This is a genomic window from Actinomycetospora lemnae (assembly GCF_028737315.1).
GTDB classification, from domain to species: Bacteria; Actinomycetota; Actinomycetes; order Mycobacteriales; family Pseudonocardiaceae; genus Actinomycetospora; species Actinomycetospora lemnae.
In genome coordinates this window covers 24,177-49,222 of record NZ_JAQZAO010000014.1, presented here as the reverse complement: position 1 = coordinate 49,222, position 25,046 = coordinate 24,177, and the positions used below count along the sequence as shown (strand labels likewise).

General features: G+C 75.3%; 27 protein-coding genes. 11 read left to right on the top strand and 16 right to left on the bottom strand.

Annotated elements, in window-relative coordinates:
- Positions 1-29 precede the first annotated feature (29 nt).
- The gene (locus tag PGB27_RS25070; protein ID WP_274203163.1) at positions 30-872 is read left to right on the top strand and encodes a formate/nitrite transporter family protein; all 843 of its coding nucleotides are present in this window, start codon (positions 30-32) and stop codon (positions 870-872) included.
- 5 nt (positions 873-877) lie between these two features.
- On the opposite strand, the gene PGB27_RS25065 is transcribed toward PGB27_RS25070, so the two are convergent.
- From PGB27_RS25065 to PGB27_RS25025, 9 genes are read right to left on the bottom strand one after another with little or no spacing between them, the layout of a single operon-like run.
- Positions 878-1,270, bottom strand: coding sequence for a DUF3224 domain-containing protein (locus PGB27_RS25065; protein WP_274203162.1), 393 nt, complete (start codon positions 1,268-1,270; stop codon positions 878-880).
- Positions 1,271-1,306: 36 nt separating this feature from the next.
- Complete coding sequence (locus PGB27_RS25060; RefSeq protein ID WP_274203161.1) at positions 1,307-2,134, bottom strand: SDR family NAD(P)-dependent oxidoreductase; 828 nt, start codon at positions 2,132-2,134, stop codon at positions 1,307-1,309.
- A 4-nt stretch (positions 2,135-2,138) separates the two neighbouring features.
- Positions 2,139-2,321, bottom strand: coding sequence for a hypothetical protein (locus PGB27_RS25055; protein ID WP_274203160.1), 183 nt, complete (start codon positions 2,319-2,321; stop codon positions 2,139-2,141).
- A gap of 38 nt (positions 2,322-2,359) precedes the next feature.
- Positions 2,360-2,641, bottom strand: a complete 282-nt coding sequence (locus PGB27_RS25050) for an antitoxin (protein WP_274203159.1) — start codon at positions 2,639-2,641, stop codon at positions 2,360-2,362.
- A 10-nt stretch (positions 2,642-2,651) separates the two neighbouring features.
- Positions 2,652-4,154 (bottom strand): carboxylesterase/lipase family protein, encoded by a 1,503-nt coding sequence (locus PGB27_RS25045; RefSeq protein ID WP_274203158.1) that lies wholly within the window; start codon positions 4,152-4,154, stop codon positions 2,652-2,654.
- Positions 4,151-5,269, bottom strand: coding sequence for a DUF3500 domain-containing protein (locus PGB27_RS25040; protein ID WP_274203157.1), 1,119 nt, complete (start codon positions 5,267-5,269; stop codon positions 4,151-4,153). Before PGB27_RS25040 ends, PGB27_RS25045 begins: the two co-directional genes overlap by 4 nt.
- A 38-nt stretch (positions 5,270-5,307) precedes the next feature.
- A complete protein-coding gene (locus tag PGB27_RS25035; RefSeq protein ID WP_274203156.1) occupies positions 5,308-5,634 on the bottom strand; it encodes a putative quinol monooxygenase in 327 nt (108 codons plus the stop codon).
- A gap of 57 nt (positions 5,635-5,691) precedes the next feature.
- Complete coding sequence (locus tag PGB27_RS25030; RefSeq protein WP_274203155.1) at positions 5,692-6,282, bottom strand: DUF308 domain-containing protein; 591 nt, start codon at positions 6,280-6,282, stop codon at positions 5,692-5,694.
- A gap of 10 nt (positions 6,283-6,292) precedes the next feature.
- Positions 6,293-6,787, bottom strand: a complete 495-nt coding sequence (locus PGB27_RS25025; RefSeq protein ID WP_274203154.1) for an inorganic diphosphatase — start codon at positions 6,785-6,787, stop codon at positions 6,293-6,295.
- Between the two features lie 171 nt (positions 6,788-6,958).
- Here PGB27_RS25025 and PGB27_RS25020 point away from each other — a divergent pair, with 171 nt between their 5' ends.
- Both PGB27_RS25020 and PGB27_RS25015 read left to right on the top strand, forming a co-directional pair.
- Positions 6,959-7,951, top strand: coding sequence for a YihY/virulence factor BrkB family protein (locus PGB27_RS25020; protein ID WP_274203153.1), 993 nt, complete (start codon positions 6,959-6,961; stop codon positions 7,949-7,951).
- A gap of 96 nt (positions 7,952-8,047) precedes the next feature.
- A complete protein-coding gene (locus PGB27_RS25015) occupies positions 8,048-9,415 on the top strand; it encodes a hypothetical protein (RefSeq protein WP_274203152.1) in 1,368 nt (455 codons plus the stop codon).
- Between the two features lie 97 nt (positions 9,416-9,512).
- On the opposite strand, the gene PGB27_RS25010 is transcribed toward PGB27_RS25015, so the two are convergent.
- Both PGB27_RS25010 and PGB27_RS25005 read right to left on the bottom strand, forming a co-directional pair.
- Positions 9,513-10,067: a YceI family protein gene (locus tag PGB27_RS25010; RefSeq protein WP_274203151.1), complete on the bottom strand. Its 555-nt coding sequence runs from the start codon at positions 10,065-10,067 to the stop codon at positions 9,513-9,515.
- Positions 10,068-10,178: 111 nt separating this feature from the next.
- A complete protein-coding gene (locus PGB27_RS25005; protein ID WP_274203150.1) occupies positions 10,179-10,631 on the bottom strand; it encodes a hypothetical protein in 453 nt (150 codons plus the stop codon).
- 175 nt (positions 10,632-10,806) lie between these two features.
- Between PGB27_RS25005 and ilvD the strand changes: the two genes are divergently transcribed.
- The 3 genes from ilvD to PGB27_RS24990 all read left to right on the top strand — a co-directional run bounded on the left by ilvD (position 10,807) and on the right by PGB27_RS24990 (position 13,785).
- Entirely contained in the window at positions 10,807-12,501 is a 1,695-nt protein-coding gene (gene ilvD, locus PGB27_RS25000; protein ID WP_274203149.1) for a dihydroxy-acid dehydratase, read from the top strand.
- A complete protein-coding gene (locus PGB27_RS24995) occupies positions 12,498-12,914 on the top strand; it encodes a GNAT family N-acetyltransferase (RefSeq protein WP_274203148.1) in 417 nt (138 codons plus the stop codon). Before ilvD ends, PGB27_RS24995 begins: the two co-directional genes overlap by 4 nt.
- Positions 12,915-13,050: 136 nt before the next feature.
- Entirely contained in the window at positions 13,051-13,785 is a 735-nt protein-coding gene (locus tag PGB27_RS24990) for a hypothetical protein (protein ID WP_408630119.1), read from the top strand.
- Between the two features lie 21 nt (positions 13,786-13,806).
- On the opposite strand, the gene PGB27_RS24985 is transcribed toward PGB27_RS24990, so the two are convergent.
- Positions 13,807-14,121 carry a protealysin inhibitor emfourin gene (locus PGB27_RS24985; RefSeq protein ID WP_274203147.1) on the bottom strand — a complete coding sequence of 105 codons (315 nt, stop codon included), beginning with the start codon at positions 14,119-14,121 and terminating at the stop codon, positions 13,807-13,809.
- The gene (locus PGB27_RS24980) at positions 14,118-15,218 is read right to left on the bottom strand and encodes a M4 family metallopeptidase (RefSeq protein WP_274203146.1); all 1,101 of its coding nucleotides are present in this window, start codon (positions 15,216-15,218) and stop codon (positions 14,118-14,120) included. The genes PGB27_RS24985 and PGB27_RS24980 overlap by 4 nt, the downstream gene beginning before the upstream one ends.
- A gap of 259 nt (positions 15,219-15,477) precedes the next feature.
- Here PGB27_RS24980 and PGB27_RS24975 point away from each other — a divergent pair, with 259 nt between their 5' ends.
- The 4 genes from PGB27_RS24975 (at position 15,478) to PGB27_RS24960 (ending at position 20,947) form a co-directional block, all read left to right on the top strand.
- Positions 15,478-17,028: a DEAD/DEAH box helicase gene (locus PGB27_RS24975; protein WP_274203145.1), complete on the top strand. Its 1,551-nt coding sequence runs from the start codon at positions 15,478-15,480 to the stop codon at positions 17,026-17,028.
- Between the two features lie 270 nt (positions 17,029-17,298).
- Complete coding sequence (locus PGB27_RS24970) at positions 17,299-17,823, top strand: 2Fe-2S iron-sulfur cluster-binding protein (RefSeq protein WP_274203144.1); 525 nt, start codon at positions 17,299-17,301, stop codon at positions 17,821-17,823.
- Entirely contained in the window at positions 17,820-18,839 is a 1,020-nt protein-coding gene (locus PGB27_RS24965) for an FAD binding domain-containing protein (protein ID WP_274203143.1), read from the top strand. Before PGB27_RS24970 ends, PGB27_RS24965 begins: the two co-directional genes overlap by 4 nt.
- Positions 18,836-20,947: a xanthine dehydrogenase family protein molybdopterin-binding subunit gene (locus PGB27_RS24960; RefSeq protein WP_274203142.1), complete on the top strand. Its 2,112-nt coding sequence runs from the start codon at positions 18,836-18,838 to the stop codon at positions 20,945-20,947. The genes PGB27_RS24965 and PGB27_RS24960 overlap by 4 nt, the downstream gene beginning before the upstream one ends.
- 141 nt (positions 20,948-21,088) lie before the next feature.
- Here the strand turns inward: PGB27_RS24960 and PGB27_RS24955 are convergent, their stop codons facing one another.
- Together PGB27_RS24955 and xylB are read right to left on the bottom strand one after the other, a co-directional pair.
- Entirely contained in the window at positions 21,089-21,604 is a 516-nt protein-coding gene (locus PGB27_RS24955; RefSeq protein ID WP_274203141.1) for an Hsp20/alpha crystallin family protein, read from the bottom strand.
- A gap of 160 nt (positions 21,605-21,764) precedes the next feature.
- Positions 21,765-23,162, bottom strand: a complete 1,398-nt coding sequence (gene xylB, locus PGB27_RS24950) for a xylulokinase (RefSeq protein WP_274203140.1) — start codon at positions 23,160-23,162, stop codon at positions 21,765-21,767.
- A gap of 124 nt (positions 23,163-23,286) precedes the next feature.
- Between xylB and PGB27_RS24945 the strand changes: the two genes are divergently transcribed.
- A complete protein-coding gene (locus PGB27_RS24945; RefSeq protein ID WP_274203139.1) occupies positions 23,287-23,763 on the top strand; it encodes an SRPBCC family protein in 477 nt (158 codons plus the stop codon).
- A gap of 76 nt (positions 23,764-23,839) precedes the next feature.
- Here the strand turns inward: PGB27_RS24945 and PGB27_RS24940 are convergent, their stop codons facing one another.
- Complete coding sequence (locus tag PGB27_RS24940) at positions 23,840-24,838, bottom strand: LacI family DNA-binding transcriptional regulator (RefSeq protein WP_274203138.1); 999 nt, start codon at positions 24,836-24,838, stop codon at positions 23,840-23,842.
- Positions 24,839-25,046 lie beyond the last annotated feature (208 nt).

Here is a 25,046-nt window from a genome sequence, read left to right as displayed (position 1 = left end):
GGTGGATCCATCGGGCAGACCGGGCGCTCATGAGTGCCGAGGACGACACGACGGCGGTCGAGCGTGACTCCCAGGGCCGCCACGACGCGATCCGCGAGCACGAGGTGGAGCGCACGTTCGACCAGGTGGTGGAGAAGGGGCGGCCCCGCCTCTACCGCACGCCGGTCGAGCTGCTGGCCAGCGGGACGATCGCCGGGGTCGAGATCGCGCTCGGTGTCCTCGCCTTCCTCAGTGTCGAGCAGGCGACCGGGTCCAAGCTCCTCGCCGGTCTCGCGTTCTCGATCGGCTTCATCGCCCTGCTGCTCGGCAACAGCGAGCTGTTCACCGAGGGCTTCCTCGTCCCGGTGGTCGTCGTCGCCGCCAAGGAGGCGACCTACGGACAGCTGGTGCGCTTCTGGGCCCTGACGCTGCTGGGCAACCTCGTCGGAGGGTGGGTCACGATGTGGGCGGTGGTCACCGCCTTCCCGGCGATCCGCTCCGGCGCCGTACGGAACGGCGCCACGTTCGCGACGTCGTCCCTGACCCTCTCGACCTTCCTCCTCGCCGTCCTCGCCGGCGTCGCCATGACCCTGCTGACCCGCATGCGCAACGGCACCGACAACGACGTCGCGAAGGTCGTGGCCTCGGTCGCCGTGGCCTTCCTCGTCGCGGGGCTGTCGATGTACCACTCGGTGCTCGACACCCTGTTCATCTTCGGCGGCATCCACGCCGGCGGTGGGTACGGCTACGGGAACTGGATCGTGTTCTTCGCCTGGTCGGTCGCCGGGAACGTGGTGGGTGGGCTGGGGGTCACCACGGCGCTGCGCCTCCTGCGCAGCAGCGAACGCCTCCAGGAGTGGCGGACCCACCCCGGCCCGCACCACGACACGTGACCCGCTCAGGGCAGCTCGTAGTCCAGCGTCAGGCGCTCGTGGGCGACGACGCCGGTGCCGCGCAGGCCCTCGAGCCCGCCCGTCCCCGAGCCGGCGACGACGAACGCCCACTGCCGCATCTCGTGGCCGTCCCCGCCGGACGCCCCGTGCTGGAGGACGAAGCTGCCCGCGCGGCCCTCCAGCTCGCCGACCACGCGCTCCTGCGCGAGGTAGGCGGCGCCGCCCTCGCCCTGGGTGGTCAGCAGCTCGGCGACGGCCGTGCCCTGCAGCGGGCCGGAGTAGGTCTTGCGCAGCAGGGTCCGGCCGGTCGCGGGGCCGCGGCCCTCCGGCTCGGCGAGGGCGTCCCCCTCCGCGGGCTCCCAGACGTCGATGGTGAAGGCGCTCTCGAGGTGGGTCACGTCGCCATCCTCGCGGGGAGAGGCTGACATCTCCCGTCAGGGTCGGGTCAGCTCGTCGGCGATGGCGCGCAGGCGGGCGCGCGCGAGCGGGTCGTCGGCCTGCGGGTCGGGCTCGGCCTCGCGCACGCCGTTGTAGTACCGCCCCGTGACGCCCGCGAGCTCCGGGTCGACCGCGAGCCGCGCCGTGGCCGCCACGCCCTCGGCGATCGTGCTGATCGGCGAGGGCACGATCTTGGTCGGCATGTACGTCGCCGGGTGCAGCGCGGTCGCGGTGACGACGGCCGGGTCGAGCTCGTCGGCGAGGTCGAACGCGTCGAGGATCTGCGCGAGCTTGCTCTGGGTGTAGGCGCGCCAGCCGGAGTAGTCCCGGCGGAGCATGAGGTCGTCGAAGTCCAGCGCCGCCTGGCCCGCCGACGACACCATGACGATCCGCGAGGGGTCGCCCGGCGACGCGGCCGCCTGCAGCGAGGGCAGCAGGCGCCGGGTCAGCAGGTGGCCGGCGAGGAAGTTCACCGCGAAGCGGAGCTCGTGGCCGTCGACGCTCTCCTGGCGCTCGCCGCCGCCCGGGACGTCGGCGCCGATGCCGGCGTTGTTGACGAGCACGTGCAGGCGCGGGTGGTCGGCGGCGACGCGGTCGGCGAGGTCGCGGACCTGCGCCAGCTCGGCGAGGTCCGCGCGGTACCAGGACAGGGCGTCGTTGCCGGTGGCCGCCCGGATCTCCTCGAGCGTGGCCTTGCCCCGCTCGTCGTCGCGGCCGTGCAGCAGGACCTGCATCCCGCGCCCGGCGAGGTCGCGGGCGAGCCCGCGGCCGAGGCCGTCGGTGGCGCCGGTGACGAGGACGGTGCGGGTGTCGGGGGTGCTCACCGCGTCAGTCCGCCCGATAGGACCAGTTGCCGGGCAGGTCGACGGTCTTCTTCTTCGTGCGGCTGTTCCAGCTCACCCCGAAGAGCTTGACCGTCCACGAGGTGGTCTTGCCCTTCCCCGAGCGCGACACGTTCCGCCACACCGGCAGCGGGCCCAGCTTGCGGCGGCCACGGTAGTTCAGTCCCATGTCCGTCCTGTGCCCGCTGCCGACGCGGGGATCACGCGTCAGGGCCGGTCGGTGCGCTGGCTCGGGTAGCGCGTCGCCGACTGCGGCCCGTAGTACTGCGGCTCCGGGAACGGCACGGTGCGCCCCGGGACGCTGGTCTGCTTGCGGACCTGGCGCACCGCCGAGTCGATCTGCTTCTGGTACCTCCCGCCGGTGCGGCTGTTGACGAAGGCCGCGGCCTGGTCGGCGTAGCGGTTGACCGTCTCGGGGTTCTGGCGGGCGAATCGCCGCGCGGCCGCCACGGCCGCGCCGATGGCCGCGACCCTGCGCATCAGGGGCATCGGTTCCTCCTCAGGGGTGTCCACATCGAGTGTGCCCGTTTCCTCCGGAACAGGTGGTGCCCGACGGTCGAGCTCCGCTGCGCTCCGTCTCCCCCAGCACGACCGTCGGCCCGGCGCCGGGGGAGTGCGGGGGCCAGGGCAGGTCGTCGGTCCACGGGTTCCCGTGCCGCACGAACGCGAGCCACGCCCCGCGCAGCACGGCGCCGAGCGGCTCGACGTCGGCGTCCCAGTCGGCCCCGCGCAGCATCGGCGCGTCCGCCCACGCCTCCCGCGCGCCGAACAGGAACGGCAGCTCGATGCAGTGGCACGCGCCCAGGCGCGAGGCGGGCGCGCGCCAGGCGAAGCGGTAGCTGAAGGTGCGGGCGCCGCCCCGCGCGGCATCCGGCCTTCGGCGCCGCAGCTCCGCTGCGCTGCGTGCCGCATCGTCCGCGAACCGGTCGGCCGGGCCGGTGAACACCCGCCGGGTCACCACGCCCCCGGCCGCCGAGGCGAGGCGCCCGACCAGTGGCAGCCGCCGGGCCGCGCGCAGGGGCGGGCTGATGGCCAGGAACGTCTCGATCTCGTCCGCGGTGGCGCCGACGAGCACGTCGTGACCGGACGACGCGGCGTCGCTCCAGGTCATGCCCGCCGCCAGCGGAGCGACGCCCGCGGTCGGGGCGAAGGCCGGCGACGAGTCGAGCCCGCCGGGTCCCGCCGCGCGGACCACCGCGTGGCGCTGGGCCGCCAGCAGCGCGTCGACGCCCGCCGTGCGCGGGTCCGCGCCGTCGAGCCCCTCGGTGACGTATCCCGCGACCCGCGCCGCCCGCTGCGGCGAGGAGAGCCCGAGGCCGAGCTGGCCGCTCTGCAGGATCGCGCGCCGGAACAGCGGGCGGGCCTCGGGCACGGTCATGAGGCAGGCGATGGCGTGCGCGCCCGCCGACTGGCCCGCCACCGTGACCTGCGCCGGGTCGCCGCCGAACGCCGCGACGTGCTCCTGCACCCAGCGCAGGGCGGCGATCTGGTCGAGCAGTCCGAGGTTGCCGTCGGACACCCCGGGCGCGGCGAGCCAGCCGAGCACCCCGAGCCGGTAGCCCACGCTCACGGTGACGACTCCGCCTTCAGAGCCCTCGGCGACGAGGCGGGCGGTGTCGTACCAGGAGGTCGACGCCGAGCCGATGACGTACGCGCCGCCGTGCAGCCACACGAGCACCGGGCGGGGGACGCCGTCGGTCAGCGCGGCGGCGGGGGCGCGCACGTCGAGGCGTAGGCAGTCCTCGTCCTGCGGGGCGTCGTCGTCGGACGAGGGGCCGGTGACCGAGGCGACGCGGGCCGGCAGCTGCGGGCTGATCGGGCCGGGGTCGAGGGCGTCGCGGACCCCGGACCACGGCGCGGGCGGCTCCGGCGGCGCGAAGCGGGGCGCGGCGGCGTAGCGGATGCCGCGGAACTCGACGATGTCGACGACACCACCGCGCCGTCGCCCGCGCAGCGTGCCGGTCGACAGCGTGACGGTCGCGTCGGGGACCGCCCCGGTCACGGGTGGTGCTCGGAGTGGTGGAGCGCGAGGTGCTCGGCCAGCAGGTCGAGCCCGAAGTCGCGCTCGGGGTCGCGCCAGACGGAGTGGGCGTGGTTGACGCCGCGCTGGGTGTTGTCCCACTCCGCGAGCAGGTGGGGGCCCTGCAGGCGGTAGTAGTGCGGCTCCCCGCGCTCGGCCCCGCCGGCCCACGCGAAGTGCACGGCGTCGAGGGCGCCACCGTCGAACCGGGCCCGCTCGCGCTCGACGAGCCCGGGCGGCATCCGCCCGACGTAGGTGTCGAGGAGGCGGCGCAGGATCTCCTGCTGGCCCGCGTCGAGGTCGGCCCCGGCGATGCCGCGCGGGGCGGCGGTGAGCTCGGTGGCCGCGCGGTCGGCCTCGGTGACGCCGAGCTGCGCCTCGAGCCCGTCGTGCATCGACCACAGCCGGTCCTCGAGGTCCTGCTCGAAGTGCCCGCGCCACAGGTCGGGCAGCGGGATGAGGCGGTCGCCGGGCCCGGGCCGCACGCGGTTGGCGCCGATGATGTCGGCGGGCGCGGTCGGGGTCAGCACGGCGCGGGGGCGCTGGTCGGCGTCGAGCGCGTGCAGCAGCTCGCGGGCGGTGTCCTCGATCCCGCCGAGCGGGCGCAGCTCCCGGCCCCCGAGCAGCGGCGAGACCATCGGGTCCGCGCCGAGGAAGCAGGGGCTGCCGGCGACGGCCTCGCCGCCGACGACCAGGTGGTTCACCGACACGTGGTGCCCGCCGAAGCGCCAGGACCAGGGCCCGTCACCCGACGGGTCGCCGAAGACGCGCAGGTAGTACATGCCGGGGTCGCGGCCGCGATCGCGGGCGAACCCGGTGGCGAAGCCCTCGGTGCGGTCGAGGACGTTCTCCAGCCCCATGATCGTCGCCGCGCTGACGTAGCCCGGCTCGGACAGCCCGGTGGCGAGCAGTCGCATCCCCGCCCGCTGCTGGTGGGGACGCTGCTGGTGGACGGTCAGGCCGCCGTGGTCGGTCGGCGTGTAGTACCAGCGCACGCGCTCGGCGTCGGCGGCCTTCGACCCCGGCCAGTCCCACACGCCGATCGCGCGCTGCTCGTCGTCGAGACCGTCGATCCACGCCACGGCCGCCTCGGCCATCGCCGAGGCGACCGTGCGCGGGCTCGGATCGCCGGAGGTCACTGGATCCGCTGCAGCTGCGTGATCACGAGGCCGTCGGCACCACCCTGGAGGTACTCGTCGAGCTTGCCGGCGAACTCCACGAGGTGGCTGTTGGCGAGGTGCGCCTCGAGGTGCCCGGGGCTCGTCCAGTTCTCGTAGAAGAAGAACGTGCCGGGGTCGTCGACGGCGACGTGCAGGTCGTAGTTGACGCACCCGTCCTCGGCCAGCGTCGGCTCGACCAGCTTCTCGAGCTCCGAGCGCAGCTCCTGCTCCTTGCCCGGCAGCGCCTTCATGTGCGCGATGACGGTGAGCAGGGTGCGGTCGTCGTCGGTGGGGGTGGCCACGGTGCCTCCAGGGATCGACGGCACGGTCGAGAGGGCTCTACCCCCGGCCCCGGGCCCTCACGCGTCGCGGCGGGCGTCGGGGTCGTTCGGCACGCCGGTGCCGTCCTCGGCCTCGGCCGCGCCCGTCCAGGGGCCCTCGCGGTCGTGCTCGACGACCTCCGGGCCGCCGCTCGAGCCGTCCCGGTCGCCGTCCTCGCCGGAGCCGCCCGCGTCGTCCGACCCCGACGGGCCCGACGACCCCGACGACCCGGACCCCGTCGACCCCACCGCGGCCTCGGCGCCCTGGTCGTCGCCGGTGTCGGACGGGCCACCGGTCGGGTCGTCCGGAGGACCGGGCGTCGGGCCGGCGGTCGCCGACCGCGGCGGCCCGGGGGTGGACCGGGGCGGCCGGCCCGCCCTCGGCGGGTCGGCGGGCGGCGCGGGCGCGTTGGTCAGGGTCCGCGAGGCGCGGATGGCCGAGCGCGCGCGGACGTCCTGGATGCCGATCAGCGCGACGCCGAGCACCAGGGCGAGCACACCGAAGATGACGATCGCGAAGACCGTCGCGACGGCGCCGACGAGGATCGCGAGCCCGCCCGCGACCGCCCACACGATGCCGATCGTGCGCATCGTCGCGACGGTCGGCGGCGGGTCCGGCGGCTCGGTCACGGTCGCACCCTCACGTGGTGTAGCCCTCCTTCTCGGCCCGCTCGAGGGAGGCGCGCACCTCCTTCTCGGCCTCGGCGCGTCCGACCCAGGAGTGGCCCTCGACCTCCTTGTCGGGCTCCAGCGCCTTGTAGACCTCGAAGAAGTGCTGGATCTCCATGCGGTGGTACTCGTCGAGGTGGTGGATGTCGCGCAGGTGCTCGAGGCGCGGGTCGTCGCTCGGGACGCAGAGCACCTTGTCGTCACCGCCGGCCTCGTCGGTCATGCGGAACATGCCGATCGCGCGGCTGCGCACCAGACACCCCGGGAACGTGGGCTGCTGGACGAGCACCAGGGCGTCGAGCGGGTCGCCGTCCTGGCCGAGCGTGTTCTCGATGTAGCCGTAGTCGGCGGGATAGCGGGTGGCGGTGAACAGCGTGCGGTCCAGCCGCAGGCGCCCCGTCTCGTGGTCCATCTCGTACTTGTTGCGGCTGCCCTGCGGTACCTCGACCAGCACGTCGAACTCCACGCTGCTCCTCCCGGTGATCGCCGTGGGGCGCCAGTGTGGCGCCCACGGGCGGGGCGAGCCACTCCGCCCCGCCCCGCGCGTCCGGGGAGTGCCCGTTCGGCGGCAGCGACTGCTCCGATGACGGGGGCGTCGAGGGGGTATCCGTTGCTCGCGCGTGTCGGGGAGGTGGGGATGGGCGTCTCGAGGAGGTTCGACGCCTTCCAACGTCGGCATCGCTGGGCGGCGCTGCCGCTGGCCGTGGTCTACAAGTTCGTCGACGACCAGGGCGCCTACCTCGCCGCCCTGCTGGCCTACTACGGCTTCGTCTCGCTGTTCCCGCTGCTGCTGCTCGCGGTGACGGTGCTGGGCTACGTCCTGCACGACGACCCGGCCGCCCAGCAGGCGGTGCTGTCCTCGGCGCTGCGCAACGTGCCGGTGATCGGGGACCAGATCCGCGACAACGTGCACACGATGAGCGGCAGCGTCGTCGGCCTCGTCGTCGGCGTCGTCGTCGCCGTGTACGGCGCGCTCGGCGTGACCCACGCGGCCCAGCACGCGCTCGACGAGGTCTGGGCGGTGCCGCGGGCCGAGCGCCCGAGCATCTGGACCGCCTACGCGCGCGGCGCGTACGTCGTGCTGCTCGTGGGCGTCGGCGTGCTGGCCACGGCGGGGCTCTCGGCGGTCGGCGCCTCCGCCGGTGCCCTGCTGGGCTGGAGCGACCTCACCCGCTGGGCCACCACCGTCGCCGGCCTCGTCGTCAACGTCAGCCTGTTCCTGCTGGCCTACCACCTGCTGACCGCCCACCGGGTGCCCGTCCGCGAGCGCTGGATCGGTGCCGTCACCGCCGGCGTGACGTGGCAGGTGCTGCTCGAGATCGGCACCTGGCTGGTGCGCACCCGGCTGGCCGGCGCGAGCGCGACGTACGGGTTCTTCGGCATCGTGCTGGGCCTGCTGGCCTGGATCTACCTCGCCGCCGCGGTGTTCGTGCTCGGTGCCGAGCTCGACGCCGTCCTGGCCCGCCGCCTGCACCCGCGCAGCCTGTTCAGCATGTACCCCGACGACCGCGACACGACGGCCGCCGACATCCGCGCCTACGAGTCCTACGTCGAGTCGGAGCGGCAGAAGGACCACCAGACGGTCGACGTCCGCTTCACCGACGACCCCGGACAGAACACGCACCACTGATCCGGGCCTGACACGTGTGGGGTACCGGGACGGGTGGTATTCGGCTCCGCTGCAACAGCGCGGCGCCCCTGTCGTCCTCCTCACGAAGGAGCCCGCGTGACGTCGACGCGCCCGACCGCGGCCGGTGAGCGCTATCTCCCCGGCGACCGCCTCGGCGGTCGTGAGAACCCGGTCCACCGGGCCCACGACCTGCTGCTGCAGCGCGACGTGGTCATCAAGTCGTTCCCGGGCGAGGACGGGCCCGCGCGCTGGGAACGCGACGCGCTCCGCCGCGTGCAGCTCGGGCCGGGCCAGGCCATGGAGGTCCTCGACGGCGCGCCCGACGGGCCCGACGGGCCGTTCGTCGTCATGCCGGTCGCCCGCGGCGGCAGCCTGGACCGGGCGGTCGACCCATGGGACCCCGCCTCGGCGGCACTGCTCGTCGCCCGCCTCGCCGTGGGGCTGGGGCGCCTGCACCGCCTCGGGCTCGTGCACGGCGGGGTGGGCACCGACGCGGTCCTGCTCGACCCGTCCCTGGGCCCGCGCTGGACCGGCCAGGGCGCGGAGGTCCCGGCCGCCGCGAGCCCCGAGGACGACGTCGTCGCGCTGGCGGGCATCGCCGTCGCCGCCGCCACCGGTCCGTCGGCCGTCGTGGCCGACCCCGCGCCCGAGGTCGTGGAGGCCGTCCGCGCGCTGGTGGTCGGGCCCGTCGACGCGGCCGCCCGGCTGCGGCTGTGCACGGCCCTGACGGCGCAGACGGCCCGCCTCGGGGTCGCGTCGCGCGCCGCCCGTGTCCTGCCCGTCACGCGGCGTCCGCGCCGTGCCCGGCGTGCCGTGCTCGCGGCCTGCGTCGGGGCCGCCGTGCTCGGCGGGGCGTTCGGCGCCGGCATGGCGAGCACCGGCGGCCACGCCGACGCGACCGTCGTGGCCGGGAGCGTCGGCGGGCCGGCCGTCGGCCCGACGCCGCCCGCCGCGGTGCTCGCGGTGCCGGCGGCCGGCGTGTTCTCGGGTCCGGCCGCGGACCGCGTCGTGCCCGGACCGACCGGAGGGGCGCCCGACGCGACCGCCGAGCCGGCCGACGACGAGATGGCCCGCCCCGCGCCCCGCAGCTCCGACCGTCCCGCGACCCGCGCGGGGAGCCGCCCGGCCGCCACGGGCGAGGCACGGGCGGACGACCGGGCCGACGACGCCGTGGACCGGGGAGGCCGGGCCGACCGGGCCGAGGACGGCGACCGGGGCGAGGACCGGGGCGAGGTCCGGGGCGAGGACCGGGGCGAGGACCGGGGTGAGGACCCCGGTGAGGACCGGCAGGAGGACCGGCGCGGCGACGACGACGGCGGCTCCGACCGTGACGACGAGCGGGGCGGCGAGGACCGTGGGCGCGACGGCGGCGACGCCGGCGGCGATGGTGCTGGCGGCCGGGACCCCGACGCCGGCGGATCCGGCGGCGGGTCGCTCGGCCGCGCGCTGGACGACGCGGTCTGAGGCCTCCCGGGCCATCCGGACACACGACGGCCCGCGTCCCCGGTGTGGGGGCGCGGGCCGTTGTCGTGGGCCGTCGAGCGCCGTGGCGCCCGTCGGGTCAGGACTGCTTGACCGCCGAGACGTCGAACTCGAGGCCGACCTTCTCCGACACGAGCACGCCACCGGTCTCGAGGGCGGCGTTGAACGTGATGCCGAAGTCCTTGCGGTTGATCGTGGTGGCGCCCTCGAAGCCGGCGCGCACGTTGCCGAACGGGTCCTTGGCGAGGCCGGTGAACTCGAACGGGATGGTCACGGACCGGGTGACGTCGCGGATCGTCAGGTCGCCGGTGATGTTCCAGGTGTCGCCGTCCTTCTCGACCGAGGTCGAGCGGAAGGTGATCTCCGGGTAGACGTTCACGGCGAGGAAGTCGTCGCCCTGGACGTGCCCGTCGCGCTGCTCCTGGCCGGTGTTGAGGCTGTTGGCGGCGATGACGATCTCGACGCCCGAGCGGGCCGGGTCCTCACCGATGGTGGCGTCGCCGCGGAACTCGCCGAACGTGCCGCGGACCTTGGTGACCATCGCGTGCCGGGCGGTGAAGCCGATGCGCGTGTGGGCGGGGTCGATCTGGTAGGAGCCCGCGAGCTCGAGGGTCGGCGCAGCGGTCTCGGTCATGGCGTCCTCCGTGGAGACTTGAAGCATCAACTTTCAAGGCAGAGCCTAGCACCATCAGTTGAGACGTCAACTATTGGTCCGGCGTGTGACGCGGCTCTCGCGGGAGCGGGGTCAGGTGCGGGTGTCGAGGTCCGCGTCGCCGGCCACGACGGGGCCGTCCCAGCGCGCGGTGAGGGCGCCGGCGAAGGCCTCGTCGACGGACGGGGCTCCGGCGCCGCGCACCTGCACGATCAGCCGGTCGCCGACGAGGCCGGCGGCGCTGCGCGCGAAGAGGGCGATGGCGTCGGGCTCGCCGGCCGCCGGGTCGACGGTGACCGCGACGCGCACCGACGTCGTGGCGAGCAGGACGGCCAGGGCCTGCGCGGTGGCGGGCCAGTGGTCGCCCGGACCGCCGGGCGGGACGACGACCACCGCGGTGCCGGCGGCCTCGGCGGCGCGGGCCCGGTCGACGAGGGCGTCGAGGTCGCGGGACCCGCCGGCGGGACCGAGCCCCTGGCCGGGCCGGTGCGGTCGGTCGAGGTGGACGACGTCGGGGACGGCGGGCGGTGCGGCGAGGGTGGTCACGGTGACGGGCTCCGTCGAGGTGGCGCGGGTGGGACGCGGGTGTCAGCGGTCCCGGCGACAGAGCTCGTCGAAGGCGTCGGAGCGGCGGCCCGGCCAGAACGGCTCGAGCGGCTCCCCGGTCATGCGGCCGAGTCTGGTCCCGGCCTCCGGGGGCGACAAGCGTTACCTTCGCCTCATGGAGCCGGCCGACCTCAAGCCCCGCAGCCGCGACGTCACCGACGGCATGGAACGGGCCGCGGCCCGCGGCATGCTGCGCGCGGTCGGGATGCGCGACGACGACTTCGCCAAGCCGCAGATCGGCGTCGCCTCGTCGTGGAACGAGATCACGCCCTGCAACCTGTCGCTGGACCGCCTGGCCACCGCGGCCAAGGAGGGCGTGCACCGTGCCGGCGGCTTCCCGATGGAGTTCGGGACGATCTCGGTCTCCGACGGCATCTCCATGGGCCACCTCGGCATGCACTACTCGCTGGTCAGCCGCGAGGTCATCGCCGACTCGGTGGAGACGGTGGTGTCGGCCGAGCGGCTCGACGGCACGGTGACGCTCGCGGGCTGCGACAAGTCGCTGCCCGGCATGCTCATGGCCGCGGCCCGCCTCGACCTCGCCTCGGTGTTCCTCTACGCCGGCTCGATCATGCCCGGCACCGTCGACGGCAAGGAGGTGTCGATCATCGACGCCTTCGAGGCCGTCGGCGCCTGCGCGCGCGGGCTGATCAGCCGGGAGAAGGTCGACGAGATCGAGCGCGCGATCTGCCCCGGTGAGGGGGCCTGCGGCGGCATGTACACCGCCAACACCATGGCCTGTGCCGCCGAGGCGATGGGGATGGCGCTGCCCGGGTCGTCGTCGCCGCCGTCGGCCGACCGTCGTCGTGACGGCTTCGCCCGCGCGTCCGGCGAGGCCGTCGTCGGGATGCTCGCCCGCGGCCACACCGCGCGCGACGTCATGACCCGCGAGGCGTTCGAGAACGCGATCGCCGTCGTCATGGCGTTCGGCGGCTCGACCAACGCGGTGCTGCACCTGCTCGCCATCGCCCGCGAGGCCGAGGTGGAGCTCACCCTCGACGACTTCAACCGCATCGGCGACAAGGTCCCCCACCTCGCCGACGTCAAGCCGTTCGGGCGCTGGATGATGAACACCGTCGACCGGGTCGGCGGCGTGCCGGTGGTGATGAAGGCGCTGCTCGACGCCGGGCTCGTCCACGGCGACTGCCTCACGGTGACCGGGAGGACGGTCGCCGAGAACCTCGAGGAGCTGCGCCCCGAGGGCCTCGACGGCGAGATCCTGCGCCCGCTGTCGAACCCCATCCACCCCACCGGCGGGCTGACGATCCTGCGCGGCTCGCTCGCCCCCGACGGCGCCGTGGTGAAGTCCGCGGGCTTCGACACCGCCTCGTTCGAGGGCACCGCGCGCGTCTTCGACGGCGAGCAGGGCGCGATGGACGCCGTCGAGGCCTCCGGTCCGGACGGGCTGCAGCCCGGCGACGTCGTCGTCATCCGCAACGAGGGTCCCCGCGGCGGTCCCGGGATGCGCGAGATGCTCGCGGTGACGGGCGCGATCAAGGGCGCGGGCCTCGGCAAGGACGTCCTGCTGATCACCGACGGCCGGTTCTCCGGCGGGACGACGGGCCTGTGCGTCGGCCACGTCGCGCCCGAGGCCGACCACGGCGGGCCGATCGCCTTCGTCCGCGACGGCGACCGCATCCGCCTCGACCTCGCCGCCCGCACCCTCGACCTCCTGATCCCCGACGAGGAGCTGGCCGCCCGGCGCGAGGGCTGGACCGCGCCGCCGCCCAAGCACCGCACCGGCGTGCTCGGCAAGTACGCCCGCCTCGTCGGCTCCGCGGCCGAGGGGGCCGTGGTCGGCTTCGCGTGATCCGGCGGGGCTTCGCCGAGCTGACCCCCGCCGAGCTCTACGACCTGCTCGCGCTGCGGGTGCGGGTGTTCGTCGTCGAGCAGGAGTGCGCCTACCAGGAGCTCGACGGCCTCGACGCCGCCGCCGAGCACGTGTGGACCCGCGGGCCGGGCGGGGAGATGGCGGCGTACCTCCGGGTGCTCGACGAGGGTGGTGGGGTGACGCGCCTGGGGCGGATCGTCACCGCGCCCGAGCACCGCGGCACCGGCGCCGGGGCGGCGTTGGTGCGCGCGGTGCTCGCCGCCGTCGACGGCCCGGTGGTGCTCGGTGCGCAGGTGCAGGCGCAGGGGTTCTACGAGCGGCTCGGGTTCGCCGTCGACGGCCCCGGCTACGACGAGGACGGCATCCCGCACGTGCCGATGCGCCGCCCCTGAGCGAGCCGCCAGAGCGACGCCCGGAGATCGCGTAGGGGCCCGCGAGCGGCAACCCGGCGACGGCGCGGTCGACTGCCGAGCGGTTTTCTCGCTCGCTCACAGCTGCGTCTCAGGAGCCGCGCGGACCATCGGTGACGTGGAGATCCTGCTCATCCTGCTCGTCGTCGGCGGCCTGGTCGCCCTCGTGGCCACGCGCGGGCGCGGCCGGGGCACCACCGCCCAGAGTCAGCTCGGTGACGCCGAGGCCGAGGCGCGCCGCTGGTACGAACGCCTCGGCGGCCAGGTGCTCAACCTGACCGGGTCCGACGAGCCCTCGAAGCAGGCGCTCGCCGACGCCGCCGAGCGCTACACCGCCGCCGGTTCCCAGCTGGAGCAGGCGTCCACCGCGCCGCAGTACCAGCTGGTCACCGACACCGCGCTCGAGGGCCTCTACTACGTGCGCGCCGCCCGCACCGCCATGGGCATGGACCCCGGCCCGGAGCTGCCCGGCTCCGCCGAGCGGTCGCGGGCCGGGGAGCTGGCGTCCGCGCGGGAGGTCGACGTCGACGGCCGCAGCGTCACCGGCTCGCCGCAGCCCTCGGCGCAGAACAGCCACTACTACCCGGGCGGCATGGTCGGCGGCCGTCCCGTGCCCGCCGGCTGGTACTCCGAGCCGTGGTGGCGGCCGATGCTCCTCGGCGGCGTCGGCGTCGTCGGCGGGATGATGGTCGCCAGCGCCCTGTTCTCCGGCTTCGGCGCCGCCGCGGTGGGTGGCGACGCGATGGGCGCGGACATGGGCGGGACGGACCCGGGCATGGATCCGGGGATGGACCCGGGGATGGACCCCGGCATGGACGGCGGCTTCGACGGTGGGGGCTTCTTCGACTGGTGAGTCGTCAGCGCAGGTCCTCGATCACCAGCGTCCGACGTGTCGGTGTCCGTGCGGGCCGTCGAGGACCCACGCCACGAGGGCGTCGGCTCCCGGCGGCGCCGCGCCCTGGCCGAAGCGGGTCCGGCGCACGGCGCCGTCGTCCCGCTCGACGGCGAGCTCGTAGTCGAAGGTGTCGGCGCGACCCTTGGTGGCGGCGGGCGGGGTCTCCGGGAACTCGCAGGCGTCGACCAGGCCCGTGAGCTGCGCGGTCGCCTCCGCGTCGAGCTCGCCGGCGTCGACCTCGACCGTCAGCACCATGCCCGCGACCCCGCCGGCGCGGACCACGGTGACCTTCACCGCGGGTCCGCCGGCAACCGCACCTTGACCGCCTCCCAGCCCCCGCGCACCGCGTCCTGCTGCGCCGACCCCTCGCCGTAGCGCTCGCCCGCCACCCTGACGGTGAGCGCGGCGCAGGCGGCGAAGTCGGCGGTCGGGGCGAGGCGTCCGCCCGTCAGGACCTCGTACCAGACCGGTCCCACCGTCTCCCACGCGCGACCGCCGAGCGTGCGTGCGGCCTCGGCGAAGGCGCGGTTGGGGATGCCGGAGTTGATGTGCACGCCGCCGTTGTCGTTGCGCGGGTCGTCGTCGACGGGCAGGTCGGCGTAGGCGTCCATGTCCGCGGGCTGGTCGTCGCCCGAGTACGCCGTCCCCGGCGCGATCATGTTGCGCAGCGCCCCGCCGAGCGACGGCTCGAGGATGCCCTCGCCGACCAGCCAGCTCGCCGACGCGGCGTCGACGTCGCCGGCCCGGTGCTCGACCAGCACGCCGAAGACGTCGGAGAACGACTCGTTGAGCGCCCCGCTCTGCCCCCGGTACGCGAGGCCGGCGCTGAACTGCGTGACGCCGTGGGTGAGCTCGTGGGCGATGACGGCGAGCGAGCGCGTCAGCCCGCCCGGGACGAACACCCCGCCGCCGCCGTCGCCGTAGACCATCTGGTCGCCGGTCCAGAAGGCGTTGTCGTAGCGCCGACCGAAGTGCACCGAGGAGACGAGGTCGAGCCCGCGGCCGTCGACCGAGTCGCGCCCGAAGACCTCCCGGTAGAACGTCGCCGTCGTCGCGGCGCCGTCGAAGGCCTGGTCCACCGCGGCGTCGCCGGTCGGCGGGTCGTCCGTGCCGCGCACCCGGCGCCCGGGCAGCGCCTCCTCCCCACCGCCCGCGACGTCGTACACGGTGTTCTCCGGGCCGGTGGCGGGCGCCTGCGCGGGCAGGAACTCCAGGTCGGCGGGCGAGAGCCCGAAGCGGCGCAGCGTCGCGCCGAGCGCCGTGCGCCGCGAGCGCAGGGCCGCCGAGGTGAGCAGCGTGCGCAGGGCCGCGTCGCGCGCCTCGCGCCCGCCCCGCTCGGCCACCCGCAGCAACAGCGACGGCGGCGCGATCTCGCAGCGGCAGCTGATCACGGCGGTCAGTGTGCCCGAGACGTCCGACACCCCCCGCCGTCCCACCCGGGCGATCGACTTCTGGGACACTGGAGGTGTACGCGGCGCCGGTCCGGCGCCCGTGGGTCGTCAGCGCACCGCGCACGACGCGGTCCTCCCCTCCACCGTGGACGGGCCGAGCTCGCGGCCCAACGCTCCCCGTGGAGAGGTTCCCGACATCCCGACGACGTCCGTCCCCCGGTCCCGCACGCCCTTCGCCGACCTCGGCATCCCCGTCGACGTGGTCGACGTGCTCGCGGCACGCGGGATCACCGATCCCACCCCGATCCAGCAGGCCGCGATCCCGGACGCGCTGTCCGGGCGCGACGTGCTCGGCCGCGGGCGCACCGGCAGCGGCAAGACCCTGGCCTTCGGGCTGCCGCTGCTCGCCCGCCTCGCGAGCGGGCGCACGATCTCGAAGCGGCCCCGGGGCCTCGTGCTGCTGCCGACGCGCGAGCTCGCGAGCCAGGTCCGCGACGCCCTCGCCCCGCTCGCCGAGGCCCTCGGCCTGCGCCAGACCGTCGTCTACGGCGGCGTCGGCCAGGGCCGCCAGGCCGACGCGCTGCGCAGCGGCGTCGACCTGCTCATCGCCTGCCCCGGCCGCCTCGAGGACCTCCTCGGGCAGGGGCTCGTGGACCTCGACCGGGTCGAGGTCACGGTGCTCGACGAGGCCGACCACATGAGCGACCTCGGCTTCCTGCCGGCCGTGCGGCGGCTGCTCCGGCGCACCCCGGGCGACGGGCAGCGGCTGCTGTTCTCGGCGACGCTCGACGGCGAGGTCGACCGGCTCGTGCGGGAATTCCTGCACCAGCCGGTGACCCACAGCGTCGACGCCGCCCAGGAGCCGGTGCCGGACATGACCCACCACGTGTTCACGGTCGCGCCCGCCGACCGGGCCGCGGTGGTCAGCGAGCTCGCCGGCGGGCAGGGGCGCAGCATGCTGTTCACCCGCACCAAGCACGCCGCCCGCAAGCTCTCCCGCCAGCTCACCGCGGCCGGGATCCCGGCGACCGAGCTGCACGGCAACCTGTCGCAGCCCGCCCGCGACCGGAACCTCGCGGGCTTCGCGGCCGGCGACGTGCGCGTGCTCGTCGCCACCGACATCGCCGCCCGCGGCATCCATGTCGACGACGTCGCGCTCGTCGTGCACGTCGACCCGCCCGCGGAGCACAAGGCCTACACCCACCGCTCCGGGCGCACCGCGCGCGCCGGCTCGGCGGGTGACGTCGTGACGCTGGTGGCGCCGTCGGAGCGGTCCGAGGTGGCGTCGATGACCCGCAAGGCCGGCATCAAGCCGCGCACCGCGGAGGTCACGCCCGGCGCCCGCGAGATCGCCGCGCTGGTCGGCGAGCCGGCGCCGCACGTGGCGCCCGAGGACGGGCCGGAGTCCGCGGCCCGCAAGCCCCCGCCCCAGCCCGTCGCGGGCTCGGGGCGGTCCGGGGGTTCCCGGTCCGGGAGTTCGCGGTCCGGAGGTTCGCGGTCCGGGGGTCCGCGGGGTGGCGGTCGCCCCGGGGACGGCTCGGGTGGCGAGCGCTCCGGCGGCGCGCGGTCCGGGGGCTCGCGCGGCGGCGGCGGTGGCCGTCGGCGCGGGGGCGGGTCGCGCACCGACGGCGGAGCGGCCGCGAGCACCGGCGCGAGCGCCGGCGGCCGGGGCGGCTCGCGGGGCGGCGGCACGGGCGGCGCGGGCGGCGGGCGGCCGCGCGCGGCCGGCAGCGGTGGGCAGAGCGCCCCGAGCCACTCGGCGGCGGCCCACTCCGCGCGCTCGGGCGCGGGTCGAGGCCGTCGTCGCTGAGGCGATTCCTCACGCTCGGTAGCTGATCGCTAGACCGAACGAGCGGGCTCGCTGGCTGTCCGCGGTCTCCGCGGGCACCAGTGCGCCCGAGCGCGCCGCGGGTGCGGCCGCCACTCCGCACCTCGACGCGTGGATCGCCGCGCACCCCCGGCGGACGGGGACCTCGATGCGCGGGGACACCGCCGCCTTCGTCGCGAGCCTGCCCCGGCGGCGACGTGGTCCGCTCCGTGGACGAGGAGTGCGGACCAGGGCCACCGGTCACCCTGAACGGTGGACGCCACCATCACCCTGACCGTCGACGGACGGGAGCGCACGCTCACCGTCGACACGCGGACGACCGTGCTCGACGCGCTGCGCGAGCACCTGGACGTCACGAGCCCGAAGAAGGGGTGTGACCACGGGCAGTGCGGGTCGTGCACCGTGCTCCTCGACGGGCGCCGTGCCCTGCCCTGCCTGGCGCTGGCGGTGGCCCACGACGGCGCCGACGTGACCACGGCCGACGGGCTCGCCACCGACGGCGAGCTGCATCCCGTGGCCAGGGCGTTCCTCGACGCCGACGCCTACCAGTGCGGCTACTGCACGCCGGGCCAGGTCTGCTCGGCGGCGGCCGTCCTCGCGGAGGCCGGTGAGGGCTGGCCGAGCGCGGTCACCCCCGACCTCGACGCGGAGCGCGTCACGCTCGACCGCAGCGAGATCGCCGAGCGCATGAGCGGCAACCTGTGCCGCTGCGGCGCGTACGCGAACATCGTCGACGCCGTGGCGTCGGTCGCCGGCACCGACGGGGGTGCCCGGTGAGGCCCTTCACCCACCTCCGCCCGGACACCGCCGGGGACGCGGTGGCCACGGTCGCCGCCGATCCCGACGCCGTGTTCCTCGCCGGCGGCACCAACCTCGTCGACCACCTCAAGCTCGGCGTCGCCACCCCGGGCACGCTCGTCGACGTCACCGGTCTGACCTCCACCGCCGTCGAGGACCTCCCCGACGGTGGGCTGCGGGTCGGCGCCGGCGTGCGCAACAGCGACCTGGCCGGCGACCCGCGGGTGCGCCGCGCCTACCCGGCCCTCGCCGCGGCCCTGCTCGCCGGCGCGTCCGGGCAGCTGCGCAACATGGCCACCACCGGCGGCAACCTGCTCCAGCGCACCCGCTGCGCCTACTTCCAGGACGTCACCACGCCGTGCAACAAGCGCGTCCCCGGCCAGGGCTGCGCCGCCCGTGACGGCTGGACGCGCTACCACGCGATCCTCGGCGCCGCGCAGGACTCCGCGGGCCTGCAGCACTGCGTCGCCGCCCACCCCTCGGACATGGCGGTGCCGATGCTGGCGTTCGACGCCGTCGTCCGGCTCACCGGCCCCGACGGCGACCGCGCGGTCCCGATCACCGAGTTCTACCGGCTGCCCGGGGACGACCCGTCGCGTGACACCGTCCTGCGCCGTGGCGAGCTGATCACCGCGGTCGACCTGCCGCCGTCGCCGATCGCCGCGCGCTCGACGTACCGCAAGGTCCGCGACCGCGCGTCGTACGCGTTCGCGCTGGTCAGCGTCGCGGCCGCGGTCGCGGTGGAGGACGGCACCGTCACCGACGCGCGCGTCGCGTTCGGCGGCGTCGCGCACGGGCCGTGGCGCGCGACCCGTGCCGAGGACGTGCTGCGGGGCGCGCCCGCCACCGACGACACCTACCGCGCCGCCGCCGACGCCGAGCTCGCCGACGCCGCCCCCCTCGACACCGACGTCGGCGGCAACGCGTTCAAGGTGCCGCTGCTGCGCGGCACGCTCACGTCGACGCTGCGCACGCTGGTGGAGGGAGCCGCATGAGCACCCCGGAGATGCTGACACCTCGCGCGATGGGCACGCCCCGGCGCCGCGTCGAGGGCCCGGCCAAGGTCACCGGCACCGCGCGCTACGCCGCCGAGCACCCCCTGGACCGACCGGTGCACCTGCACCCGGTGCTGGCGACGATCCCGCGCGGGCGGGTCACCGCGATCGACACGTCGGCCGCCGAGGCCGTCGACGGGGTCGTCGCGGTGCTCACCACCCGCGACGCCGACGCGCTGGCCGACACCTCGGACCGCGAGTTCACGGTGCTGCAGGACGACGAGATCGGGTTCCGCGGCCAGTACGTGGGCGCGGTGCTCGCCGACACCCCGGAGGCGGCGCGGGAGGGCGCCGACCGGGTCGAGGTGACCTACGAGCAGGACGACTTCCGGGCCGTGCTCGACCCGGACGCGGGCGAGCTCTACGCGCCCGACGCCGTGAACCCGGCGTTCGCGACCGACTCGGTGATCGGCGACGCCGACGCGGCGCTCGGCGAGGCCGAGGTCGTCGTCGACGCGACCTACACGACCGCGACCACGCACAACAACCCGCTGGAACCCCATTCGTCGATCGTGGTGTGGGAGCCCGACGGGGGCCGGTTCACGATCTTCGACTCGACCCAGGGCGTCAGCACCACCCGCAGCAACGTCGCGACGGTGTTCGGGATGGACGAGGCCGACGTCGACGTCATCAGCCCGCACGTGGGCGGCGGCTTCGGGTCGAAGGGCAACCTGCACGCCAACGTGGTCCTGGCGTGCCTGGCCGCGCGGCGGGTCCCGGGACGGCCGGTGAAGTACCCGCTGACCCGCCAGCAGATGTTCTCGCTGGTCGGCTACCGCACGCCGACGATCCAGCACGTGCGGCTCGGGGCGACGCGCGAGGGGCGGCTCAGCGCGCTGGTGCACGACGTCGTCGAGCAGACGTCGCGGACCAAGGAGTTCGCCGAGCAGACCGCGACCTACAGCCGCTCGGTCTACGCCGCGCCGCACCGGCGCACCACCCACCGCCTCGACATGCTCGACGTGCCGGTGCCGTCGTGGATGCGCGCGCCGGGGGAGTGCCCGGGCAGCTTCGCCGCCGAGGTGGCGATGGACGAGCTGGCCGTCGCGTGCGACGTCGACCCGGTGGAGCTGCGGATCCGCAACGAGCCCGACGCCGACCCGGAGACGGGCAAGCCGTTCTCCAGCCGCCACCTCGTGGAGTGCCTGCGCCGCGGCGCCGACCGTTTCGGCTGGTCGCGGCGCGACCCGACGCCGCGGGCGCGCCTGGTCGACGGCTGGTGGTCGGGCACCGGGGTGGCGGCGTCGGCCTACCCGACCAACCGCTCACCGGGCTCGGGCGCCACGATCCGCTACCACCGCCCGGCCGCCGACGGTGCCGAGCACTGGGACGTCGAGATCGCCGCCGCGGACATCGGCACCGGCGCCCGCACGGTGCTCGGTCAGATCGCGGCCGACGCGCTCGGTGTCGACGTGGACACCGTCGAGGTGACCGTCGGGGACACCGCGGTCCCGCCCGCGACCGTGGCCGGCGGGTCGTCGGGGACGGCGTCCTGGGGCTCCGCGGTGGTCGACGCGGCGCAGCGGTTCCGCGCGAAGTACGGGACCGACCCGTCGGACGGCGACGAGATCGAGGGCGCGACGCCGGAGAACGACTGGTCCGAGCACTACGCGATGTCGGCGTTCGGAGCGCAGTTCGCCGAGGTCCTGGTGCACGCCGACACCGGCGAGGTCCGGGTGCCGCGGATGCTGGGGGTGTTCGCCGCCGGGCGGATCCTCAACCCGGTCACGGCCCGCTCGCAGTTCATCGGCGGCATGACGATGGGCCTGTCGATGGCCCTGCACGAGGACAGCGTGATGGACCCGCGCTCGGGGCACGTGGTCAACCACGACCTCGCGAACTACCACATCGCGTCGTGCGCCGACGTCGGCGACATGGACGCCGAGTGGATCGACGAGGAGGACCCGTACGTGAACCCGATGGGCTCCAAGGGCATCGGGGAGATCGGGATCGTCGGGGCCGCGGCGGTGGTGGCCAACGCGGCGTACCACGCCACCGGGGTGCGGGTCCGCTCCGCGCCGATGCTGGTGGACCACTTCCTCGACTGAGTCCCGGACCGCCCCCCCGACACGACGACGCCCGCGGGACCGTGCAGGTCCCGCGGGCGTCGGTCGTCGATCACGTGGTAGTCAACGGGGCCTTCGTGCGCGTAGAAGCAGCGAACAGCGCGTTCGCTGCGTCCGGGCTCGTCAGGCGGCCTTGCCCTCGCCGGCCCCGCCCTCGGCCGATTCGGCCGACTCGGCCGAGTCGGCCGACTCGGTCGACTCCGGCGCGGAGACGCCGTCGATGGCGATGCGCCGGGCGCCGGCCTCGACCGACGCGTGGGCGCCGGCGACGCGGACCGTCAGCACGCCGGCGTCGTACGACGCGGACACCGCGTCGCCGTCGACGTGCTCGGGCAGCGTGAAGGTCCGGCGGAACGAGCCGTAGCGGCTCTGGCGGAAGCCCTCGCCGGACTGCTCGTCACGGCGCTCGCCGCGGACGGTCAGGCGGCCGCCCTCGACCTCGACGGTGACGTCCTTGGCCACGTCCACGCCCGGGAGCTCGAGGCGGACGACGGCGTCGTCACCCTCGCGCACCACGTCGGTGGTCGGGGCGTACCAGGCGGTGCCGCGGTCGCCGCGGGCGGCCGGGCGGCGGAACAGGGCGTCGGTCAGCGCGAACGGGTCGACGAAGCGCGGGCCCCAGGGGATCAGCGTGCTCATGGTGTTCTCCTCGAGTACCGAAGGCGGCCCGGCCTTGCGGGCCTACAACTCACTCAACATGAGTCGGGCGCGCTCAATTCCCGGCTTCCGGCGCATCGACATGGCGGATTTCCTGACGTTGAACGCCAGCGTGGACGCCAGGCTGGAACGACCTCGCGAGCTAGGGCGCGCGGCCGTCCCGGACGTCGGCGTAGCGCGCGCGGACCTGCTCGGAGATGGTCGCGTCGGTGACGTCGCGGCTGGTCTCGCGCGGCACGCGCCAGCTCGGCTCCTCGCCCTGCAGCGCCCAGGAGGCCTGGCGGGCGGCGCCGAGCGCCACGTACTCCTGCGGCGCGAGCACCTCGACCGGCAGGCCCAGCACGTCCGGCGCGAGCTCCGCGACGGCGGCCGACCGCGACCCGCCCCCGATCAGCAGCGCCCGGCGCGCCGGTACGCCCTGCGCGGTCAGGGCGTCCACGCCGTCGGCGAGCCCGCAGAGCATGCCCTCCACCGTCGCGCGCGCCAGGTTCTCCCGCGTGCCATTGGCCGTGGTCAGCCCGACGTAGCGGCCCTGCGCCTGCGGGCGGTCGGGCGTGCGCTCGCCGTCGAGGTAGGGCAGCAGCACCAGCCCGCTGGCGCCCGGCGACGCCGCGCGGGCGAGCTCGTCGAACCCCGCGGGGTCCACGCCGAGCAGCCCCGCGCCCACGCCCAGCACCCGTGCCGCGTTGAGGGTGGCGATCAGCGGCAGGTAGCCCCCACGCGCATCGGCGAACCCGGCGACCAGCCCCGAGGCGTCGGTGGTCGGCCGGTCGTACCCGGTGAACACCGTCCCCGAGGTGCCGATCGACACGATCACCTCGCCCGCTCCCGGCCCGATCGCCAGCGCCGCGCCCGCGTTGTCGCCCGTGCCCGGGGCCACGGCGATCCCGCCCTCGGTGTGCCCGACGACCTCGTCCGGCCCGGCCACCCGCGGCACGCCGAGCGTGCGCCCGAACGCCAGCTCGAGCAGGTCGGGGCGGTACTCGCCGGTGACCGTCGACCAGTAGCCGGTGCCCGAGGCGTCGCCGCGGTCGGTCACCGGCTCGTCCGGCATCCCGCACAGCCGCCAGGTCAGCCAGTCGTGCGGCAGCATCACCGAGCGCGCCCGGTCGGCGTTCTCCGGCTCGGCGCGCGAGGTCCAGCGCAGCTTCGTCGCGGTGATGCTCGCGACCGGCACCGTGCCGACCGCCTCCGCCCACGCCTCGGCCCCGCCGAGCTCCTCGATCAGCGCCCGCGCGTCGGGCGCCGAGCGGGTGTCGTTCCACAGCAGCGCGTCGCGGACCGGCTCTCCGGCCTCGTCGAGCAGCACCATCCCGTGCTGCTGACCGGCGACGGCGATCGCCGCGACGTCGTCGGTGCCGACCTCCCCGAGCGCCCCGGCCAGCGCGTCCCACCAGGCCCGCGGATCGACCTCCGTGCCGTCGGGATGGGCGCGGCGGGCCTCGCGGACCACGCTCCCGTCCGACGGGTCGACGACGAGGACCTTGGTCGCCTGGGTCGAGGAGTCGACCCCGGCGACGTACGTCGCTGAGCGCGCCATGCCCGCAGTATGGCCACGATCGTCGACGGCGACGCCCGCCGAACCGCCGTCGACCCCTCTTGTCCTTTCGAGCAACTCACCGATACGGTTCCCGTACCGAACACGGAGACGGGGAGGACCGACGATGAGCACCGGGACGGCCACCGAGGTCATGAGCGTGGCGCGGCACGTCGACGCGTCGCCGGAGGCGGTCTTCCGGGTCCTCGCCGACCCCGGCCGTCACGCGGCGATCGACGGCACGGGCTGGGTCCGCGAGCCCCTGGACGACGGCGCGATCAGCGGCGCGGGTCAGGTGTTCGGCGTGGGCATGTTCCACAGCAACCACCCCGACGGCGACTACCGGATGCACAACCGCGTCGAGGTGTTCGACCCGCCGCGCGCGCTCGCCTGGCAGCCCGGCCAGTACGGACCCGACGGCGAGATCGGCTACGGCGGCTGGATCTGGCGCTACGACCTCGAGCCGGCGGGTGGCGGCACGCGAGTGACGCTGACCTACGACTGGTCGGCGGTCCCGGCCTTCCTGCGCGAGCACATCAGCTTCCCGCCCTTCGGTGAGGAGCACCTGACCCGCTCGCTCGACAACCTGGCCGCCCTGGTCTGAGAGGTCGGGGTCGTCCCGGCGACGAGGAGACGGCCCGACAGCGCTCCTCCGTCGCGCTGCCCTGCCGTTCCGCGCCTCAGGGCGGGCAGCCGCACGACTCCCGGATCCGCAGCTCGGGCGCGATCCGCCGCGTGTGCGGCGGGGTGTCGGGGTCGGCGATCCGGGCGAGCAGCAGGTGCACGGCGGTCCGCGCGATCTCGTCGAACGGCTGCGCGACGACGGTCAGGCGCGGAGAGAACAGGTCGGCCCAGGCGAAGTCGTCGAACGCGGCGACGGCGACGTCGCGGGGCACCACGAGCCCGGCCGCCCGCAGCGCCTGCATGGCGCCGATGGTCATGCTGTTGTTGCCGACGACGATCGCGGTCGGCGGGTCGTCGAGCGCGAGCAGCGCCGCGGTCGCCACCCGCGCCCCCTCGGTGGACGACGAGCCGCTGACCTCCAGCGCCGGGTCGACGGGCAGCCCACGGGCGACCAGCGCGTCGCGGTGCCCGTCGCGGCGCTCGACCGTCGTCGCGAGCCCCTGCAGGCCCGCGACCAGGCCGATGCGGGTGTGCCCGTGGTCGGCGAGGTGGCCGGTGAGCGCGGCGGTGGCCTCCCGGTTCTCGCTGCCCACCTGGTCGTGCGCGGGGTCGATGAGCCGGTCGAGCAGCACCGTCGGCACCCGGTGGCGCGCGAGGTAGGCGAGCGCCTCGTCGGGGCGGGCCGACGGGGCGAGCACGACGCCGTCGACCCGGTGGTGGTGCAGGCGGGAGACGACGGTGAGCTCGTACTCCGGGTCCTCGTGGGGATCGACGAGCAGCAGTGTGTAGCCGGCGTCGGCGGCCGCGCACTCGGCGCCGTGGAGCAGCTCGCCGAAGTAGGGGTTCGAGATCGCCGAGAGGACCAGGCCCATCGTCGTCGTGCGCGCGGTGGCCAGGGACCGGGCGACGGTGTTCGGCGTGTAGTGGGTGGCCGCCACCGCCGAGAGCACCTGTTCGCGGGTCCGCGCCCGCACCGGACGGGTGCCGTTGAGGACGTGCGAGACCGTGGCCGTGGAGACGCCGGCCATCCGCGCCACATCGGCCATCGTCACCATGACCGGCTCCCGTCCTCCGGCGGCGTCGAGCCACGACCCACCGCGTGCGCGCTAGTTGTACCCCGCGCACACCGTGCGCGCTCCACCCGGAACTGAAGTGGTTAAGCGCTTGCCTCTCACGGAGCGCAGCTTTACGGTCACCCCACCGCACGTGGCCCACATCACGGTCGCCGCGGTGCGGCTCCACCATGGTGGTCGTTCGGGGCGG

Bases quoted from the DNA above. Each gene is read 5' to 3' on its own strand.
- PGB27_RS25070 (WP_274203163.1), top strand. From the start codon at position 30: ATGAGTGCCGAGGACGACACGACGGCGGTCGAGCGTGACTCCCAGGGC.
- PGB27_RS25055 (WP_274203160.1), bottom strand. From the start codon at position 2,321: ATGGGACTGAACTACCGTGGCCGCCGCAAGCTGGGCCCGCTGCCGGTG.
- PGB27_RS25050 (WP_274203159.1), bottom strand. From the start codon at position 2,641: ATGCCCCTGATGCGCAGGGTCGCGGCCATCGGCGCGGCCGTGGCGGCC.
- PGB27_RS25040 (WP_274203157.1), bottom strand. From the start codon at position 5,269: ATGGCCGAGGCGGCCGTGGCGTGGATCGACGGTCTCGACGACGAGCAG.
- PGB27_RS25020 (WP_274203153.1), top strand. From the start codon at position 6,959: ATGGGCGTCTCGAGGAGGTTCGACGCCTTCCAACGTCGGCATCGCTGG.
- PGB27_RS25010 (WP_274203151.1), bottom strand. From the start codon at position 10,067: ATGACCGAGACCGCTGCGCCGACCCTCGAGCTCGCGGGCTCCTACCAG.
- ilvD (WP_274203149.1), top strand. From the start codon at position 10,807: ATGGAGCCGGCCGACCTCAAGCCCCGCAGCCGCGACGTCACCGACGGC.
- PGB27_RS24960 (WP_274203142.1), top strand. From the start codon at position 18,836: ATGAGCACCCCGGAGATGCTGACACCTCGCGCGATGGGCACGCCCCGG.
- PGB27_RS24955 (WP_274203141.1), bottom strand. From the start codon at position 21,604: ATGAGCACGCTGATCCCCTGGGGCCCGCGCTTCGTCGACCCGTTCGCG.
- xylB (WP_274203140.1), bottom strand. From the start codon at position 23,162: ATGGCGCGCTCAGCGACGTACGTCGCCGGGGTCGACTCCTCGACCCAG.
- PGB27_RS24945 (WP_274203139.1), top strand. From the start codon at position 23,287: ATGAGCACCGGGACGGCCACCGAGGTCATGAGCGTGGCGCGGCACGTC.
- PGB27_RS24940 (WP_274203138.1), bottom strand. From the start codon at position 24,838: ATGGTGACGATGGCCGATGTGGCGCGGATGGCCGGCGTCTCCACGGCC.